We start from the raw sequence: 17,671 nt of genomic DNA on the forward strand, positions 1-17,671 counted from the left end.
CGAAGACCTGATCGTCCGTCCGAGGAGAGGTTCACGGTGAAGCGCCGAGTGATGCTCGCGGTGACCGGAGCGACGCTGCTGTTGTCGGCCACGGGATGCGGACTGGACGGCTCATCGTCGTCGCCGGCCACGGTCACGATCACGCCGGCCAACGGCGCGGCCGACAGCCGCCCCGACCAGCCCATCGTCGTCAAGGCCGCGAAGGGCACGCTGCGCGACGTGACCGTACGGGACGCCGGCGGGCAGGTCACCGGAACGTTCGACAAGGGACACGTCCAGTGGACGTCGGCCGGGACGCTCAAGCCGGCGACGAAGTACACCGTCACCGCGACCGCGAAGAACTCCGGCGGCAAGACCACCACGGCGAACAGCGCCTTCCAGACGCTGACCCCGAAGCAGACGTTCGGCGTCGCCGACATCACCCCCATGCCGGGCGAGACGGTCGGCGTCGGCATGCCGCTCATCGTCAAGTTCAGCGACCCGGTCTACAACAAGGCGAACGTCGAACGCGCCCTGAGCGTCACCTCCTCCAAACACGCCGAGGGCGCCTGGCACTGGTTCGGGAACCAGGAGGCCGTCTACCGGACCAAGGACTACTGGCAACCCCATCAGACCGTGACGTTCACCGCGCACCTGGCCGGGGTCCGGGGCGCCCAGGACACCTACGGGACCAAGGACTACAGCCGCTCCTTCACGATCGGCGACTCCCACATCAGCACCGTCGACGTGAAGACGCACCAGATGACCGTCACGGTCGACGGCCGGACCGTCAAGACCGCCGCGATCAGCGCGGGCAAGGGCGGCGAGCGCAAGTACACGACCACGAACGGCGTCCACGCCGTCATGGGCAAGCAGAGCCCGGTCACGATGACGTCCGGCTGGATGGGCGTCACGGACACGAGCAACCCGAACTACTACAGCCTGACCGTCTACCAGGCCGTGCAGATCTCCTCCAGCGGCGAGTACGTCCACTCCGCGCCCTGGTCGGTCGGCTCGCAGGGCCGGGAGAACGTCAGCCACGGCTGCGTCAACGCGCCGCCCTCCTTCGCCAAGTGGTTCTACGACCTGTCGAACCGCGGGGACATCGTCAAGGTCACCGGCACCGACCGGGAGCTCGAGCCCGACAACGGCTACGGCTACTGGCAGCTCTCCTGGGCCGACTGGGTCAAGGGCAGCGCCCTGCGCTGACTCCCGCGGATCGCGTGGTGACGAGCGGGCACGGGTCCCACCTGGCAGGATGGGCCCGTGCTCGATGTCGTGGGATGGGTTCACATGTCGCAGGGACGGCTGCTGGCCGTCCGTGCCCGGCAGCGCGACCGGCTCTACCTGCCCGGCGGCAAGCGCGAGCCGGGGGAGGACGACTGGACCGCGCTGTCCCGCGAGGTGCGTGAGGAGCTCGGCGTCCGGCTCGACCGGGGCACCTTCCGGTCGATCGGGGTGGTCGAGGCGCCCGCGCACGACCAGCCGCCGGGCACCCGCGTCCGGATGGCCTGCTACACCGCCGACTACGAGGGGGATCTGGCCGCCACCGGAGAGGTCGACGAGTGGCTCTACGTCGACCCCGACGACGAGCACCTCCTCGCCCCGGCGGTGCGCGCCGCGCTGGAGCTGACGCGGTGAAGGTGAGCGTGGTCGTGCCGGTGTACAACACCGGCGAGGACCTCTCCCGGTGCGTCGAGTCCGTCCTCGGCCAGACGCTCGACGACTATGAGGTGATCTTCGCCGACGACGGTTCGGACGACGGCACCGAGAAGCGCCTCGACGGGCTGGCCGCCGAGCACGACCGCGTCCGGGTCATCCATCTCCCGCCCAGCGGCGGGCCCGGCGGCCCGCGCAACGCCGGCATCGACGCGGCCCGCGGCGACTACGTCTACTTCCTCGATGACGACGACTGGCTCGGCCCCGAGGCGCTCGAGCGCATGCACGCCATGGCGGTCCGCAACGACGCCGACATCGTGATCGGCAAGATGGTCGGTCACGGCCGCGCGGTGCCCCGCGCGATGTTCCGGCAGTCCCGGGACCGCGCCGACGTGCTCAAGGACGCGTTGTACGGCATCCTCACGCCGCACAAGCTGTTCCGCCGGTCGTTCCTCGACGCGCACCGGATCCGGTTCCCGGAGGGACCGGTACGGCTGGAGGACCACCGGTTCGTCCTCAAGGCCTACTTCCGGGCCGGCGTCATCTCGGTGCTCGCCGACTATCCGTGCTGCCACTGGGTGCGGCGCCCCGGCAGCTACTCGCGCAGCCGGCCGGACCCCGCGCACTACTACGGCGCGCTGCGCGAGGTCCTCGACATCGTCGACGAGCACGTCGAGCCCGGTCCCGACCGGGAGCGGTACTACACCCACTGGTACCGCGGGAAGATCCTCAAACGGCTCGGGGAGAAGAGCTTCCTGGAGGCCCCGCCGGACTACCGCCGCGCCGTCTACGACGAGGCCCGGCGGCTGGTCGTCGAGCGGTTCGGTGAGGGCATCGACCGCTCGCTGCCGCTCCGGATGCGCGTCCGCGCCGCCCTCCTGCGCGCCGACGCCTACGACGACCTGTTCGGCCTGGTCGAGGCCGAACGCGGCGTCACCCTCGCCACCACCGTGGACGATCTGGGCTGGGACGAGGACCGGCTCGTCGTGCGTTTCACCGCCCGTCTCGTCCACGCCGACGGCACGCCGTTCGCCGTACGCGACGGCCGGTGGCGGCCGCCCGTGCCGCTGCCGGTCCCCGCCGACGTGCTCGACGCCGCCGGCGAGGGGCGCCGTCTCGACCTCTACATCCGGCGCCGCAAGGATTCGGCGGACCATCTCCTGCCGGTGACGGCCGAGTCGTCGGACGCGTTCACCATGTCCGGCACGGCTGTGGTCGACCCCGCCGCCGACCCGGTGCTCACGCCCGGCGTCTGGGACTTCGTCGCGCGGTTGGACACCGGCGGATGGACCGTCGAGCGTCGCCTGGAGGGCGGCGAGCGGAGCGCCCGCCGAGGGCGCCTGGCGCCGTACCGAACGGAGAACGGCAGGCTGAGCGTCCGCGTCCTGGCGTCCGAGACCGAACGCGACGGTTCGCGGGGCCCGCTGCTGCGGCGCGCGATCAAGAAGATCCCCGGCGCCCGGCGGGCCGTACGCCGCCTGCGCGCCTGATCTGGAGCGATTCCGCCGCTCGGCGGGCACGGACCCCCGCCCTGTTGTAGGGTCTCGTGATCATGACGAGATCGGTGCGAGCGTTCGCAGCGGCCGGGGCGATGGCCGCCCTGCTGCTGAGCGGGGCGTGTTCAGGCGGCAAGCCCAAGGCCGCCGCGGCGGACTCCGGGAAGGTCGTCACGACCCAGGTCGTCCTGCTGAAGAAGTACGACGCCGGATCGGGCGCCCTGGAGTACCAGGGCACGCAGAAGGTGCAGGAACCCGACGAGGCGATCGAGCCGACCGGGCCCGTGCGGACCGCCACCGTCGCGAAGGACGCCACCGTGCTCAGCGCGGTCAACATCTGCTCCGGCGAGGACGCGACCGTCGACGAGAAGACCGGCGTCGGCGTCAAGCCCTGCACGCTGCAGCAGCTCGAAGCCGCCATCAAGGACGGCGCGCAGATCGACGCCTACCTGACGATGAAGGGCAGCACCGTCACCAAGGTCGCCGAGGTCTACCACCCCTAAGACCTGTCCCGTAAATCTTGTGGCAGCGGCGATCTCCACGGATCGCACGCCCGGGTCGCCCGGCCTCTTCCACCGGCGTCCACTCAGCGGAGAATGGTCTCCGCTGAGTAGACATCACCAGAAACGACGCCCCACCCAGCGCGGGGACGGTCCGGTGATCCAGCCACCGCCCGCCGCGGGGCGGTTGGTCGCGCCGGCCGCCGACGGCCGGGGCTCAGACGGCGACGGTCTCCAGCTTGAGGCCCAGGGACGCGAACTGCTCCGCCGGCCGGTGGTAGCCCCGCTCGATGTGGTGCACGCCGCGCAGGGTGGACGTGCCGTCGGCCACGGACGCCGCCAGGACGGCCGAGAACCCGGCGCGCACGTCGGGCATGGTCACGTCGGCGCCGGTCAGCTTGGACACCCCGCGGACGACCGCCGAGTGCACCGAGTTGCTGTCGTGGAACCGGCACGCGGGGCCGCCGAGGCAGGCATTGAAGACCTCGATCTCACAGCCCATCTTCTTCAGCGCGGGGACGTACACCAGGCGGTTCTCGAACACCGTCTCGTGCAGCACGGACATGCCCTCGGCCTGGGTGAACAGCACCATGAGGGGCTGCTGCCAGTCGGTCATGTAGCCCGGGTGCGTGTCGGTGTGCACGGCGGCCGGGCGTAGCCCGTCCGGCGCGGACGCGGTGATCCACTCGTCGGTGATCTCGAAGCGGGCGCCCATCCGGGCCAGCGTGGTGATCGCGGTGACGAGACGGTCCTGCGCGCAGCCGTGCACGCGGACCTCCCCGCGGGTGATGAGCCCCGCGACGAGATAGGAGAACGCCTCCAGGCGGTCCCCGGCGAGCCGCGTCGACGCGCCCTTCAGCCTGTCGACGCCCTCGATGACGATGCGGCGGTCGGGGCTCAGCTCGATGTGCGCGCCCATGCGCTGCAGGAACAGCGCCAGCTCGACGACCTCGGGCTCCATCGCGGCGCCGCGCAGCACCGTCTTGCCCTCGGCCAGCACCGCGGTCATCAGCACGGTCTCGGTGGCGCCGACGCTGGGGTACGGCAGGTCGATCCGCGCGCCGTACAGGCGGCTCGCGCGGGCGGCGATGCCGGTGTCGCCCACCTCGACCTCCGCGCCCATCGCGCGAAGGGCGTCGACGTGGAAGTCGACGGGCCGGCGGCCGATCGGGTCGCCGCCGACCAGGGGGACGAACGCCTCCCCGGTGAGGTGGAGCAGCGGGCCGACCATGAGGATGGGAATGCGGTTGAGTCCGGTGAACGCCCTGGGCACGCGCGGCTCGGTCACCGCTCCGGGCGAGACCGTGATGTCGGGACCGGTGCGTTCGACGGTGTGCCCGAGGGCCTCCAGCATCGCGCCGGTGATCTCCACGTCGCCCACCTCGGGGGCGTTGCGGATCGTGCTCTCGCCCTCGCCGAGCATCGCCGCGACCATGTGCTTGGTGACGGCGTTCTTCGAACCGCGCACGTGGATGTCGCCGCGCAGCGGTCCGGAGGGTTCTACCTTCCATGCCTCTTCAGCCACGGCGACCACTGTACGGTGCGACCGCGTCGCATCCGTGCCGCCCACCCACCGGGGCCGCGCCGTGTCGCCACTAAAATGCGGGCGCCCGTCGCCTGCGACGACGCGAGCGAGGTCTCCGGGTCTGCTTCGATAACCGCCATGGATACGAGCGTCGTTATCGGAAACTGGCCCGACCGCCCGCCGGAGGAGGCCCTGCACACGGCGGCGATCGCCGATCGGTTGCGGTTCGGGGAACTCTGGATCGGGGAGACCGACACGTGGGACGCGTTCGCCCTGGCGTCCGCGATCGGCCTGGCCACCGACCAGATCGAGATGACGGTCGGCCCGTTGCCCGTGACCGTCCGCGACCCGATGATGATCGCGATGGGGGCCGCGTCGGTCGCCGCTCTCACGCGCAGGCGGATCGGGGTCGCGCTCGGCACGTCGAGCCCGCGGGTGGTAGAGCGGTGGCATGGCCGGTCGCCGGAGCGCTCGGCGACCGCCCTCGAAGAGAGTGCGCGGGCCGTCCGGGGGCTGCTGACCGGCGAGCGGGTCGACCTGGACGGCGAGGTCGTGCGGACGCACGGCTTCCGGCTCAGGCTGGCCCCACCCGGCGGCCCGCTCAGCGTGGCGGCCTTCGGTGACCGGGAGGTGCGGACGGCGGCCGAGCACGCGGACCGAATGCTGATCGACATGGTGTCGCCGGGGGTCGCCGCCGACCTGCGGGCGAAGCTGGACGCGGCGGCGGGCAAGGCCGGGCGCCGCGCGCCCCGGCTGGTCGCGTGGCTGCCCGCGGCCGTCGATCCGACGCCTGAGTCGTACGCGCAGTTGATGTGGAGCATCGTCCCCTACCTCGCGCTGCCCGGGTACGCCGAGGCGTTCACCGGCGCCGGCCTGGGCGACGCGGTGGCCATGGCACAGGATGGAGCCCAGCCGAAGGAACTGCTGACCGCCCTGCCCTTCGACGTCGCGGGCCGGGTCGGACTGGTCGGCGCCGCGGACGAGGTGCGGGCGCGCCTGCGGGAGTACGCCGACGCCGGCGTGGACGAGGTCGCGGTGGTCCCGGCGACGGGCGGCGACCCCGGGGGCGAGCGCACGCTCACCGCGATCCGGCGCCTCACCCGGTAGCCGGACACGTTTCACCGAGCCGTCGCCCGGCGCGGTGGCCGAGGCCGCTGGGCGGCACGCGCGGCGCCGGACGACCGGCGGGTGCGGCCGTGCGGCCCAGCGGCGGGCGGCCGCACCGGCCGTCGGCGTGGGGGTCGCGTGAGGATGTGACCGATATGCCCATTGCCGTGGACCGCATCCCGTGGGATATTCCGAAAAAGGCGTTGCCCGCGGTGCGGCCGTTGAATCATGCTATTCCCGGTTTCGGGGAAGAAAGGGGGAGAGGGTGTACGACCACATCGAGTCGGCGGACGAGACGCCGAGCGACGCGCCGGCCGCGCACACCCCGCCGGGGCGGCGTTCACGCATGTCCACCGAGGTTCTGGCCTGCGGTGACCCGGCCGAGTACGGTCCGGACGAGCACCGGAGACACGATCGAATAGCCGACGGAGACCATCGCCAGGGCGATTGACGCCCTGGTACGACGTCGGCCGCCTCCGGACCTCCGGGAGCGGCCCTTTTCATTCGATAGGGGATTTCGGTGAACGTACTCGTTCTGAACGCGTCGTACGAGCCGCTGCACAAGGTCGACGTGCGGCACGCGGTGCGGATGCTCGTACGCGGCGTCGCGGTGGTCGAGGAGGCGGTGGAGGGTCGGCGGATCGGGCACTTCCCGTTACCGCGGGTGCTGCGGCTCGTCCGCTACGTGGCCATGCGGTGGCGGCACGGCCACCGGCCGACGTGGGGCAAGCGGGGGCTCCGGCGCCGGGACGCGGGGTTGTGCGCCTACTGCGGTGGGCGGGGGAACACCGTCGACCACATCTTCCCCCAGTCGCGTGGCGGCGGGTCGACCTGGGAGAACACCGTCCTGGCGTGCGGTCCCTGCAACAACCGCAAGCGGGACCGTACTCCCGAAGAGGCGGGAATGCGGCTGCTGATCGAGCCGCGGATCCCGCTGTGGAGCGAGCTCCTGCCGTGACGAGCGTCCGTGCGGACGGGTGACATGCCGCAGGGAGGGGCGGCGATCGCGTGGATCGCCGCCCCTCCCCGGCACGCCGTGGCCGCGGGGCCGGATCGCAAGGGGATCACTGGAAGGACACCGGCCGTACGACCAGGGCAGAGGCAACTTAGCGCCCGGCCCGCGGTCCCGGAAGGGCGACGGGCCTGACGGTAATTTGCAACCGGCGTCAGCGCCGCGGGGTGGGCTTCCGCCCGGCGGGTCCGCCGTCACTCGAACAGGTCGGGCTGCTCACGGACGATCTGGTCGTACAGCGGCTGGTAGTTGATCCACGCCACCAGGTCGTTGCCGAGCTGGTCGTGGGTGAGCTTGGCGTTCTCCTCGGAGATGTGCACGACCCGGCCGGCGGCCTTGGCCAGCAGCTGGACCTGGCAGGAGCGCTCCATCGTGATGAACCACCAGGCGGCGGCGTCGACCGAGTCACCGACCGTGAGCAGGCCGTGGTTGCGCAGGATGACGGCCTTGCGGTCGCCGAGGGCGGTGGCGATGCGCCGGCCCTCCTCCAGGTCCGTCACCACGCCGGTGTAGTCGTCGAACAGGGCGTGGTCCTCGTAGAACGCGCACACGTCCTGCGTGATCGGCTCCAGCAGCTCGCCGAGGGCCGAGATCGCCCGGCCGTGCACGGAGTGGCTGTGGGCGGCCGCCACGACGTCGGGCCGCGCCTGGTGGATCTGGGAGTGGATGGCGAACGCCGCCTCGTTCACCGGGTACCGGCCCTGGACGACCTTGCCCTCATGGTTGACGAGGATGAGGTCGCTCACCCGGATGTGCTTGAACGACATCCCGAACGGGTTCACCCAGAAGTGGTCGGTGAGCTCGGGATCGCGCGCGGTGATGTGCCCGGCGACGCCCTCCTCGAAGCCGAACTTGCCGAACAGCCGCAGCGCCGCCGCGAGCCGCTCCTTGCGATGCCGCCGCTCCTCCTCGACCGTCTCGAAGGTCGGGGGGAGGTTGAAGATCAGCTCTTGCGGGGGCAGTTTGTCCAGGAACTCGTCTGCCATGGGTTGACTCCTCCGATGTTCGTCTCCTAATACCAAACCTGATCGCACGACGTTTCGCCTAGCCGCACCGGCGCCAAGGACGCGGAGGGTGATTATCCGAAAGAGCCAATGAACCGCTTCAGCGAGCTGTTGAGAGACGACGACGGCGCGATCGCGGACGCGGCCGTACGGGCCGCGCGGGTGCACTCGCCGCCGGTCGCGGCCCTCCCGGAGGACGAGGTCCGCCGGCACGTGCGGGCGGTGGTCCAGGCCGCGATCGGCGCGATCACGGCGGGAGGAGAGCTGGCCGAGGCGGACCTGCGGGCCGCCGGGCGGCTCGGCGCCGACCGCGCCCGCCAGGGAGTGCCGGTCGCGGCGCTGCTCGACGGTTTCCAGGCCGGGCGGGCACTGATCGTGCGCACGGTCGTGGAGCGCGGTCGCGCCGCCGGCCTGCCCGCCGACGACCTCCTCGAGGGAATGATCAGGATCGACGCGGTCGCGACGGCGCTGGAGCACCGCATGGTCCACGCGCACCGGATCGCCGAGCTGGAGATGGCGCGGACGACCCGTGACGCGCACGCCCAGGTGCTGCGGCGGGTCCTGCACGGCGAGAGCGATGACCCCGCGCCGCTCGACCCCGCGCGCCCCTATCACTGCCTGGTCAGCGACGTCAGCGACCCGCGAACGGCCGCGTCTCTGGAGCGGCGGCTGACCGGCGGGCTGTGCGCGCTCGTCGATGGCCGCCTCGCCGCGCTCGTGCCGCTGGTGCCGGACCTGCCGGCCGGTGCGCTGTTCGTCGCGTCTCCGGCGGTGCCCTTGGCCGACGTTCCCTCGATGTACGCGCTCTGCCGGGCGGCGCTGCGGGCGGTCGCGGGCGAGGGCGGCCTGCACCGGCTGCCCGACCTGGCTCTCGCGGTGGCGGCCGCGGGCGCGCCGGACCTCGGGCGGCTACTGGCCGACACCCTCCTGGACCGCTTGGACCCGGCCGACGACTTCCACCGGCAGCTCGCCGAGACCGCCTTGGCCTACCTGGACAACGACAAACGGATCGAGCCCACGGCCGGCGCCCTGCACGTCCACCCGAACACCGTGAAGTACCGCGTACGGCGGTTCGCCGACATCACCGGCCGGTCCCTGGTGCCGCCGACCGGAGCGGCGGTCGCCCACTCCGCGCACTGGTGGTGGGCGCTGCGAACCTGGCTGGCGCGTTGACGCGCCCTCCGGCCGGAGAGGCCGCCCCGCCGGGAGACGCCGGCGCGTCTCCCGGCGGTCTTAACAGTAAAGGGGTCCGGGGCGGCTGCTAGCGGTCGCCGTCGAGGGCCACCGCGGCGCTGATGGCGAGCAGGGCCGAGCCGGCCAGGCCGTCGAGGACCCGGCGGGCGGTGCCGCCGCGCAGCACCCGGGAGATCGGGCCGATCGCCAGCGAGAACGTCCGCCACCACACGACCGCGATCGCGAGGAAGATCACGGCGAGCGTCGCGGTGGTGCGCAGGCGCGGTTCGTCGTGCGCCACGAACTGCGGCAGCAGCGTCAGGAAGAGCAGCGCGATCTTCGGGTTGAGGAGGTTGGTGAAGAGGCCCTGCCGGAACATCGCCCCGCCGGTGAGGGGCGCGGATCGTGCGCCGTCCGCCGTGCCCGGCGTGGCGGCCGGAGCGGGCCCCGCCGCGGCCGGCCGCGCCGCGCCGGCCGGCCCGGGAACCGCCGCCTCCGGCAGGGCGGCCGCCGCCGAAGCGATGCCGGCCTCCGCCTCCGCGGCCGGGTCGACGGACATGATGGCCGAGATCAACATCCGGATGCCCAGATAGGCCAGATAGGCCGCGCCGACCAGCTTGACCACGGTGTACGCGGTCGCGGACGCGGCGAGGATCGCGGACAGCCCGAGCACCGCCGCGGTCGCGTGGACCGAAATGCCCAGGCAGCAGCCCAGCCCGGTCAGCCAGGCCGCACGGCTGCCGGCGCTCAGGCCGTTGCGTACGACGAGGAGCATGTCCGGGCCGGGGGTCACGGTGAGGAGCGCGACGACGCCCAGAAAGGGGAACAGCAGTTCGGGCACGCGCTCATCGTAGGCCGTCGGGTCGGCCCTGACCCGGCACATTCCCCGGCTTTGCGGCGAACTTGACGAATCCGAAATGACCCGACGACGCCCGTCTCACCTCGGCGACCCCGCGGAAATTCCTCCCGGCCGGGCCACCGCCCGGCCGGGAGAACTCGCGCGTTGTTCGGCGGACTTCCTGGGGCGCGGTCAGCGCTTGGCGCGGTGCACGACCTGGGTCTCGGTGAAGCCGACGAGGCCCCACGTGCCGTTCTCGACGCCGATGCCGCTCCACTTGAACCCGCCGAACGGCTGGTGCGGCGCGAGGGCCAGGTGTGTGTTCACCCATGCGGTGCCGCACTCCAGGCGCTCGGCGACCTCGGCGGCACGGTCGGCGTCGGTTCCCCAGACGGAGCCGGACAGGCCGAAGTCGGTGGCGTTCGCGCGGGCGACCGCGTCCTCGACGTCGGTGTACCGGAGCACGGGCAGGGCCGGGCCGAACTGCTCCTCATCGACGATCCGCACCCCTTCGGCGACGTCCGTCAGGATGGTCGGCGCGAAGAAGTAGCCGGGACCGTCGATCGGCGCCCCGCCCGCCGCCGCCCGCCCCCCGTTCGCGAGCGCGTCGGCCACCAGCTCCTGGACCCGCTCGTACTGCGGCCGGTTGTTGATCGGGCCGTACTGGACGCCCTCCTCCAGACCGTTCCCGACCTTCACGGACCGCGCCTTCGCGGCGAGCGCCTCGACGACGTCGTCGTAGAGCCGTTCCGGGACGTACACCCGCTTGATGGCCGAGCAGACCTGGCCGTTGTTGGCGAAGGCCTGGTCGAAGACCTTGTTGGCGACCACCGCGGGATCGGCGTCGTCGAGCACGATCGCCGGGTCGTTGCCGCCGAGCTCCAGTGTGGTCCGCTTGAGGTCCGGGGCCGCCGCGGCGGCGACCTTCTTCCCCGTCTCGATCGACCCGGTGAAGCTGATCTTGCGGGGGACCGGGTGTGAGGTCATCCACGCGCCCAAATCGTCGCCGCCGCTGACGACGTTCAGCACGCCCGGCGGGAGAACGTCGCGCAGCAGCTCGCCGACCTTCAGCGTCGCGAGCGGCGTGTACGGGGACGGCTTGAGGACGAGGGTGTTCCCGGCCAGCAGCGCCGGGGCGATCTTCCACGCGGCGAGGACGAGTGGGAAGTTCCACGGCGTGATCGCCGCGACGACCCCGAGCGGGCGGCGTACGACCTCGACCTTCGCCCGGTCGTCGTCCTGGATGACCTCGCGGGGGATCTCCAGGTCGGCGAAGTACTGGAGCCAGATGGCGGCGCCCATGACCTCGAACCGGGCGTCCTGGAGGGGCTTGCCCTGCTCCGCCGTCAGAGTCTCGGCCAGGTCGCCGCCGGCCGCCGCCATCAGCACGTCGGCCGCGGCCTTCAGCGCCGTGCGCCGGGCGGCCTCATCGGACCGCCACGCCGGGTACGCCGTCGCCGCCGCGTCGAAGGCCGCGTCGAGCTGGGCTCGCGAGCAGTCCGGCGCGGCGGCGTGCGGCGACCCGGTCGCCGGATTGATCACGTCGAACACGGCCGTCGTCTCCACGGCCGCGCCGCCGATCGTCATGGTGAACTCGGGCACCGGTACCTCCTGGGAAGCCAAACCGAATAACGTTCAGTTTGGCCCCAGGAGGTCCGTCTTGGCCAGAACCTATCGACGACCGGTGACCACGACACGGAACGACGTCGTCGGACCCGGGATGGTCAGCGAACCCGCCGTCGCCCGCGACCAGGCGGCCAGCCGCACCGCTCCGGGCTGCCCCTGCACGACCATCGGAACGAGGACGGCCGAGCTCCGCCCCGGCTCGAGCCCGCCGAGGTCACAGCCGAGGTACTCGCCGTGGCGGGCGCAGCCCTGCCCCTCACGCACCGACCAGCCGGCCGGGATCGCGGCCACCAGCTGCACGTGCTCGAGCGGCCGGTTGCCCGTGTTGGTGAGCGTCCAGCGCACGGTCTGCAGCTCGCCGGGCGAGACCTCCCAGTGGGTGGCCTGACCGGTCATGTGCATGGCGTAGGCCGGTCGGACCGGCATCGGCTGCGGGTCGGCGGGCACGATTCGCACCGGGTGCTCGGCGACAGGCCGGACCTGCTGCGCATTCCCCGACCGGACGTTCGTGTTCTGCTCACCGGGCCGGTCGGGCCGCGGTTCGGCCCGCCTCGCCTGGACGGCGGTGTGCGCCGGCTGCTGTGCCTGCGCGTGAGCGGCCTCGGCCGGCGGCCGGTTCTGCTGCGCCTGCGCGTGGCCGGCGGACTGGGACTGGGACTGGGTCAGCTGCCGGGCGTGCTGCGGCTGCGTGTGGACGGCGGTCTGGACGGCGGGCCGGGCCGGCTCAGGCTGTGGGTCCGCGGGCCGGGCGTGCGCGGCGTTCTGAGCGCCGGGCCGCTCCGGCTGCGGGTGCGCCGGCCGGGCGTGCGACGCGGCCTGGGCCTGCGGCGCGAGGCCGAGCAGGCCGGTCCCGATGAGTGCGGTGATCGCGTATGAGCGCATGACGTCCCCCCTGATGGTGATCAGCGCAGACGCTAGCCGGACCCGCCCCGGGCGGCGTGCCGACCGCGCGTGACTTGGCCCAGTCCTGGCCTGGTCGCGATCCTCGATTGACATCGGCCCCGGACCGCTCGCGCCCGCCGGAGGCCGCCGCACGCGTCCCGGACGCCCGGAGCGGCGGTACGGCGTACCGAGTGGCCACCAGAGGTCAAGGAAGCACCGACCGGCGAGTCAGGGATGTTGCTCGGTGCCGTCGATCGTCAGAATCCGCACATGCGATCACGACTCCTCGTCACCGCGGTCGTCGCCACCGCCGTGGCCGCGGTCGGCGGCCCGGCCGCCGCGGACGGCACCCCGTCGCCGACGACCGGCAGCGCTCCACGACCCGCCGGAGCTCCGGCCGCCCCGGGCCGGCCACGGCTGGCCGACCCGCACCCGTGCCCGGACCAGCCCGGCTTCACCTGCTCCACCCTGCGAGTACCCCTCGACCACCGCGGCAAGGTGCCCGGCACGCTCGACCTCCAGGTCGCCACCGCGGACAACGCCGGCGCGCCGAAGGGCGTCCTGCTGTTCCTCACCGGCGGGCCGGGGCAGCCCGGCGTGCCGTTCATCACCCGGATCGCCACGCAGCGGCTGCCGGAGCTCGCCAAGGACTACCGGTTCGTCATGCTGGACCAGCGCGGCACCGGGGAGTTCGGCGCGATCGACTGTCCGCGGCTGCAGGCCCAGGTCGGCAGCTCCGACATCGCCGCGCCCACCCCCGCCGCCATCGAGGAGTGCTCCGACATCCTCGGCGACCGGCGTGGCCTCTACAGCACCGAGCAGACGGTCGCCGACTACGACGCGCTCCGCCAGGCGCTCGGCGTGCCCACGATGGTCGTCGACGGCGTCTCGTACGGCTCGTTCACCGCCGCGCGCTACGCCGCCGTCCATCCGACCCACGTCCGCAAGGTCGTCCTCGACTCGGTGCTGCCGCACGTCGACCCGCAGGCCGACGACGGCCTGTACTTCGTCGGCCTGCACGCCCAGGCCCGGGTCCTGCGCGACGCGTGCGCGACCGGGCCCGCCTGCGCGTCCGACCCGGCCGAGGACCTGGCCTGGGTGGTCCGCCACCGTACGGCCGCGGACGGCGTCAAGATCTTCGACGCCATCGTCTCCTACGAGTTCCTCGACCCGACCTACCGCGACCCGAACCCGCCCGGCCTTCCCGCCGGGCACGGCGACCTCGTCGGCGCGCTGCACGCCGCCCGGCAGGGCGATCCGGCCCGGCTCGACACGATCATCGCCGACATGGCGCCGGGCGGGGATCCCGTCGCTTCCTACAGTTCCGGGCTGCACATCGACGCGTTCTGCTCCGACGGCGCCTTCCCGTGGGGCCGGTCCGACGCGCCCCTGGGCGGCCGGCAGGCGAAGCTGGACCGGACGCTGCGGCACACCGACCCGCGCCGTGTGTGGCCGTACACGCTCGCGACGTCGGCGGGCAGCGGATTCACCCAGGAGTGCCTGCGCTGGTCCTCGCGCCCGGCCGCGGAGCCGCCGGCCCGCCTGCCGAACGTCCCGGTGCTGCTGCTGAACGGTGACCACGACCTGTCCACGCCGCTCGAGTGGGCGTACGAGGAGGCGACGCACGCGCCGAACGGCAAGGTCGTCGTCGTGAAGGGCGCCTCGCACTCGATCCAGAACCGCGAGCGCGGGCACGCCGGACGGGACGCGGTGATCGCGTTCCTCGCCCGCTGACCGCGCACGGCGACCGGCCGGGGCCGGGCGGTTCACCCGCCCGGCCCCTCGGGCATACGGATGGGGGACACGACGGGTCCCCGGCGCTCCTCTCGCGGCCGGAGCCGAGCGGATTCCCGGGTGAACATCGCTCGAAAAGCGGATGAATCAGGAGCCGGGGCCGCGAGCCGCCACTTAGCCTCGGCCTGCTCGCATCAACGGTTCTTCGGGGGACGACATGGGACTGATGGGCTGGCCGCTTCTCATCGCGGCCGTCCTGCTCGCCATCGGGGGGCCGGTGGCCTGCCTGTACCTGTGGAACCGCGTGAAGGGACGGCTCGCCGTCGCGGTCCGGCTGTTCATGATCGTGATGTGCCAGGTCTTCGCGCTGCTCGTCGGCGGCGTCAGCCTCAACCACTACTTCGAGTTCTACGCCTCCTGGAGCGACCTGTTCGGCGGCGGCAAGGGCGAGGGAACCCCGATCGAGCAGGTCGGCGCGGGAGGCGTGGGCGGCGGGCCGGTGCGCTTCGAGCGCACGCCGAAGCTGGACCCGGACGTCTACACCGCGACGATCACCGGCGAACACTCCGGGGTGCGCTCGCGAATCCTCGTCTGGGTGCCGCCCGGATACGGTTCGCCGGCCAACGCCCACCAGACCTATCCCGTCGTCGAACTCCTGCCCGGCTACCCCGGGACCCCCTCGACCTGGTTCCACGCCGTGCACGGCGCCGTCGCCCTCAAGGAGGCCATCACCACCGGCCGCGCGCACCCCTTCATCCTCGTCGCTCCGGTGACGACGGTCGTGCACGGCCGCGACACCGAGTGCGTCGACTTCCCCGGCGGGCCGCGCGTCGAGACCTGGCTCACCGACGACGTGCGCCAGGCGGTGACCAGGGCGTTCCGCGCCCAGCCGGATCGGGGCGGCTGGGGGCTCATGGGGTTCTCCACCGGCGGTTACTGCGCGGCGAAGATGGCGATCCGCCGACCGGACCTGTTCAGCGCGGCCGTCACCATGCAGGGGGACGCCGTTCCGCAGACTCCGGAGGTCCGCCGGGACCACGCGCTGTTCGCGCGGAACTCGGTGCTCGACCTGCTGCGCGCGCACCGCCCGCCGGTCAGCCTGCTGCTGGCCGGCACCCGGCAGGACCGCAACTCCGACCAGGCGATCAACCAGATCATGCCGCTCGTGAAGCCGCCGACGGCGGCCTTCCTGTACGTCCTGCCCAAGGGCGGCCACAACGCCTCGGTCTGGAACTCGATGCTGCCCCAGGCGTACGCCTGGCTGAGCGGCCGCCTGTCCGCTCCGCGCCCGGCCTGACGAGCGGGACCGTCACCCCACGAGCCGCCCCAACGAACGGAAGCGGCGGGCGCCCGAGGGCACCCGCCGCTTCGACGGCCTGGTCGTCGGCGTCAGAGGGAGGTGAGACGCCCGAGGAGGTCACCGTACGCGCGCAGCGCCGTGCGCAGGCGTTCGGTGTCGGCGTCGCCGTTCCATCGCTCCCGCAGGCCCCGCTGCTGCTCCTCCAGCGCGGTGGTCAGCGCGGTCACGGCCTCTTCGCACAGGGCGCCGGCCTGCTCGACCGAGGAGCGGGGATCGTCGACGAAGCCGGCCTTGACCTCACGCCACCGCGAATCGAACCGGTCGGCGTCGTCCCGGCCGAAGAACCGCTCGGCGGCCGTCTCGCCGGCCGGGATGTCCGGAGCGGTCCCGTCCGCCACGGTGTCCGCGCCGGACCCGGCCGGCAGGGAGGTGCCGGACCCGTCGGCGACGGTGGCGGGGTCGGGGCCATCCGCCGCGACGGCCACGCCGGGGGAGTCGGCCGACGGCAGCTCGCCGTCGGCACGGGCCGGGGCCGTCCAGGGCGCCGGGCCGGTCTCGTCGTCAGGGTCGGTGGTGGTTCCGGCGTCCGGCGGCAGGGAGCCCGTCGACCCGGACGATGAGCCGCCAGGAGCGTACGACCGGGCGGTGGCCGTGGGCCCGGCCGTACGCTCGCCCAGCGGGTCGGCCGGGCTGCCCGGCTCGATCCGGGACTCGCGGGTGTCGTCGCGTCCGGACTCGGCGGTCTCCCGGGCCTCGTCCTCCGTACGGCTCGACAGGATGATCTTGTCCGGTTCCGTGTCGTAGTCCTCGGTGCGGTCGGGCGTCCGACCGCGCCCCTCGTCGGCGCCGGTCATCGGCATGCCCGCGACGGGCCGGTCGCCGGGCATGGGACGAGTGCGCTCGTTCGTCCGGTCCTGGTAGTCCTTCATCGTCTCCGTCCCTCCGTGATCTCCGCGTCCCTCCGCGACTCGGCCGGCTCGTCGGCCCGCCGCGCGTCGGCCGATTCGCCGGGGTCGGCGTCCCGCCGCGACGCGGCCCGCTCGGTCGACACGACGGGCCCATCGGACCGGGCCTCCCGCGCCTGTCCCGTGGCCGCCGTCCGGGCTGAGTCCGTACGGGAGCCGTCCGTATCGGAGACGCCCGTACGAGAGGTGCCGGTGAGCGACTCGCCGTCGCCGAGCAGCTCGGCGAACAGGGCGCGGTAGTGGACCATCGCCTGGCGGAGATCCTCGGTGCTCGCCCGGCCCGCGTCGGCGCGGCCCCGGATGTCGTGGGCCGTGCGGTACCGGTCGATCGTGCCGGCGTGCTCGACGGACAGGTCGGCGACCTGCTGCTCGTAGTCCTCGGTCGGGTAACCGCGGTCCTTCATGACCCGGACGAGGAGGTTGTCCGCCTCGGCGACGGCGCTCTGGGGGGAGTCCACGAAGCGCTCCTGCACCCGCTGCCAGTCCGCGCGGTACCGGTCGCGTACCGTCGGGTCGAGGTCGCGGATCCGCAGTTCCCGGTGACGCTGCTCGCGGGCGCGCAGTTCCTGCTCGGCTTCGCGGGCGCTGTTATGACGTTCCACGGTGCGGTCGTATTCGGGCCCGAACCTCTCGCGCAGCCGGCGGCGCTGCTGCTGCCGCCAGGCGAAGAGGCCCAGGGCCGCTACGACCAGAACCGCGACGATCACGATGACGGCCACTGTGGCGGTCGACATGATTGCCTCCGGTGGGTGGGCTGTGATGGACGCCACGTGCCCGTAAAAAACCGGTCAAAACACATCGCCCGGATCGCGGGCCGCCGAGAGGGCGGCCGCGACCCGGGCGTGGTGCTCGGACTACGGGAGGCCGGGAG

General features: G+C 72.7%; 17 protein-coding genes. 10 read left to right on the forward strand and 7 right to left on the reverse strand.

Going from position 1 to position 17,671, the window contains the following annotated elements; genetic code table 11:
* The first annotated feature begins 36 nt into the window (after positions 1 to 36).
* From AB0K82_RS13200 to AB0K82_RS13215, 4 genes are all read left to right on the forward strand, one after another.
* A complete protein-coding gene (locus AB0K82_RS13200; protein WP_364396078.1) occupies positions 37 to 1,188 on the forward strand; it encodes an Ig-like domain-containing protein in 1,152 nt (383 codons plus the stop codon).
* Positions 1,189 to 1,245: 57 nt separating this feature from the next.
* Entirely contained in the window at positions 1,246 to 1,620 is a 375-nt protein-coding gene (locus AB0K82_RS13205; protein WP_345357838.1) for an NUDIX domain-containing protein, read from the forward strand.
* A complete protein-coding gene (locus tag AB0K82_RS13210) occupies positions 1,617 to 3,128 on the forward strand; it encodes a glycosyltransferase family 2 protein (protein WP_364396080.1) in 1,512 nt (503 codons plus the stop codon). Before AB0K82_RS13205 ends, AB0K82_RS13210 begins: the two co-directional genes overlap by 4 nt.
* Before the next feature lie 62 nt (positions 3,129 to 3,190).
* Positions 3,191 to 3,637 carry a hypothetical protein gene (locus tag AB0K82_RS13215; protein WP_364396082.1) on the forward strand — a complete coding sequence of 149 codons (447 nt, stop codon included), beginning with the start codon at positions 3,191 to 3,193 and terminating at the stop codon, positions 3,635 to 3,637.
* 214 nt (positions 3,638 to 3,851) lie between these two features.
* Here the strand turns inward: AB0K82_RS13215 and murA are convergent, their stop codons facing one another.
* A complete protein-coding gene (gene murA, locus AB0K82_RS13220; protein ID WP_345357847.1) occupies positions 3,852 to 5,159 on the reverse strand; it encodes a UDP-N-acetylglucosamine 1-carboxyvinyltransferase in 1,308 nt (435 codons plus the stop codon).
* Positions 5,160 to 5,297: 138 nt separating this feature from the next.
* Here murA and AB0K82_RS13225 point away from each other — a divergent pair, with 138 nt between their 5' ends.
* From AB0K82_RS13225 to AB0K82_RS13235, 3 genes are all read left to right on the forward strand, one after another.
* Positions 5,298 to 6,266: an LLM class F420-dependent oxidoreductase gene (locus AB0K82_RS13225; protein ID WP_364396084.1), complete on the forward strand. Its 969-nt coding sequence runs from the start codon at positions 5,298 to 5,300 to the stop codon at positions 6,264 to 6,266.
* A gap of 265 nt (positions 6,267 to 6,531) precedes the next feature.
* On the forward strand, positions 6,532 to 6,717 hold the full coding sequence (locus tag AB0K82_RS13230) for a hypothetical protein (RefSeq protein WP_364396086.1): 186 nt from the start codon (positions 6,532 to 6,534) through the stop codon (positions 6,715 to 6,717).
* Between the two features lie 69 nt (positions 6,718 to 6,786).
* A complete protein-coding gene (locus AB0K82_RS13235) occupies positions 6,787 to 7,224 on the forward strand; it encodes an HNH endonuclease (protein WP_364396088.1) in 438 nt (145 codons plus the stop codon).
* 248 nt (positions 7,225 to 7,472) lie between these two features.
* Here the strand turns inward: AB0K82_RS13235 and AB0K82_RS13240 are convergent, their stop codons facing one another.
* Complete coding sequence (locus AB0K82_RS13240) at positions 7,473 to 8,264, reverse strand: class II aldolase/adducin family protein (RefSeq protein WP_345350609.1); 792 nt, start codon at positions 8,262 to 8,264, stop codon at positions 7,473 to 7,475.
* Positions 8,265 to 8,372: 108 nt separating this feature from the next.
* Between AB0K82_RS13240 and AB0K82_RS13245 the strand changes: the two genes are divergently transcribed.
* Positions 8,373 to 9,455 (forward strand): helix-turn-helix domain-containing protein, encoded by a 1,083-nt coding sequence (locus AB0K82_RS13245; protein WP_364396090.1) that lies wholly within the window; start codon positions 8,373 to 8,375, stop codon positions 9,453 to 9,455.
* 88 nt (positions 9,456 to 9,543) lie between these two features.
* Here the strand turns inward: AB0K82_RS13245 and AB0K82_RS13250 are convergent, their stop codons facing one another.
* The 3 genes from AB0K82_RS13250 to AB0K82_RS13260 form a co-directional block, all read right to left on the reverse strand.
* Positions 9,544 to 10,296 carry a LysE family translocator gene (locus AB0K82_RS13250; protein WP_364396092.1) on the reverse strand — a complete coding sequence of 251 codons (753 nt, stop codon included), beginning with the start codon at positions 10,294 to 10,296 and terminating at the stop codon, positions 9,544 to 9,546.
* A gap of 189 nt (positions 10,297 to 10,485) precedes the next feature.
* Positions 10,486 to 11,895 (reverse strand): aldehyde dehydrogenase family protein, encoded by a 1,410-nt coding sequence (locus tag AB0K82_RS13255; RefSeq protein ID WP_364396094.1) that lies wholly within the window; start codon positions 11,893 to 11,895, stop codon positions 10,486 to 10,488.
* 69 nt (positions 11,896 to 11,964) lie between these two features.
* Positions 11,965 to 12,801: an NEW3 domain-containing protein gene (locus AB0K82_RS13260; protein ID WP_364396096.1), complete on the reverse strand. Its 837-nt coding sequence runs from the start codon at positions 12,799 to 12,801 to the stop codon at positions 11,965 to 11,967.
* Positions 12,802 to 13,071: 270 nt separating this feature from the next.
* Here AB0K82_RS13260 and AB0K82_RS13265 point away from each other — a divergent pair, with 270 nt between their 5' ends.
* Both AB0K82_RS13265 and AB0K82_RS13270 read left to right on the forward strand, forming a co-directional pair.
* Positions 13,072 to 14,535 carry an alpha/beta fold hydrolase gene (locus AB0K82_RS13265; protein ID WP_364396098.1) on the forward strand — a complete coding sequence of 488 codons (1,464 nt, stop codon included), beginning with the start codon at positions 13,072 to 13,074 and terminating at the stop codon, positions 14,533 to 14,535.
* Between the two features lie 226 nt (positions 14,536 to 14,761).
* The gene (locus AB0K82_RS13270) at positions 14,762 to 15,832 is read left to right on the forward strand and encodes an alpha/beta hydrolase-fold protein (protein WP_364396100.1); all 1,071 of its coding nucleotides are present in this window, start codon (positions 14,762 to 14,764) and stop codon (positions 15,830 to 15,832) included.
* A gap of 92 nt (positions 15,833 to 15,924) precedes the next feature.
* Here AB0K82_RS13270 and AB0K82_RS13275 read toward each other — a convergent pair whose 3' ends face one another.
* Both AB0K82_RS13275 and AB0K82_RS13280 read right to left on the reverse strand, forming a co-directional pair.
* A complete protein-coding gene (locus AB0K82_RS13275; protein WP_364396102.1) occupies positions 15,925 to 16,764 on the reverse strand; it encodes a hypothetical protein in 840 nt (279 codons plus the stop codon).
* Complete coding sequence (locus AB0K82_RS13280; protein ID WP_364396103.1) at positions 16,761 to 17,534, reverse strand: hypothetical protein; 774 nt, start codon at positions 17,532 to 17,534, stop codon at positions 16,761 to 16,763. Before AB0K82_RS13280 ends, AB0K82_RS13275 begins: the two co-directional genes overlap by 4 nt.
* Positions 17,535 to 17,671 lie beyond the last annotated feature (137 nt).

The sequence above is a fragment of the Actinoallomurus sp. NPDC052274 genome, from assembly GCF_040679475.1.
GTDB lineage: Bacteria > Actinomycetota > Actinomycetes > Streptosporangiales > Streptosporangiaceae > Actinoallomurus > Actinoallomurus liliacearum.

Excerpts from the sequence above, each read along its gene's own strand:
- AB0K82_RS13260 (WP_364396096.1), bottom strand. The coding sequence starts at position 12,801 with ATGCGCTCATACGCGATCACCGCACTCATCGGGACCGGCCTGCTCGGC.
- AB0K82_RS13245 (WP_364396090.1), top strand. The coding sequence starts at position 8,373 with ATGAACCGCTTCAGCGAGCTGTTGAGAGACGACGACGGCGCGATCGCG.
- AB0K82_RS13240 (WP_345350609.1), bottom strand. The coding sequence starts at position 8,264 with ATGGCAGACGAGTTCCTGGACAAACTGCCCCCGCAAGAGCTGATCTTC.
- AB0K82_RS13280 (WP_364396103.1), bottom strand. The coding sequence starts at position 17,534 with ATGTCGACCGCCACAGTGGCCGTCATCGTGATCGTCGCGGTTCTGGTC.
- AB0K82_RS13275 (WP_364396102.1), bottom strand. The coding sequence starts at position 16,764 with ATGAAGGACTACCAGGACCGGACGAACGAGCGCACTCGTCCCATGCCC.
- AB0K82_RS13270 (WP_364396100.1), top strand. The coding sequence starts at position 14,762 with ATGGGCTGGCCGCTTCTCATCGCGGCCGTCCTGCTCGCCATCGGGGGG.
- AB0K82_RS13225 (WP_364396084.1), top strand. The coding sequence starts at position 5,298 with ATGGATACGAGCGTCGTTATCGGAAACTGGCCCGACCGCCCGCCGGAG.
- AB0K82_RS13265 (WP_364396098.1), top strand. The coding sequence starts at position 13,072 with ATGCGATCACGACTCCTCGTCACCGCGGTCGTCGCCACCGCCGTGGCC.
- AB0K82_RS13215 (WP_364396082.1), top strand. The coding sequence starts at position 3,191 with ATGACGAGATCGGTGCGAGCGTTCGCAGCGGCCGGGGCGATGGCCGCC.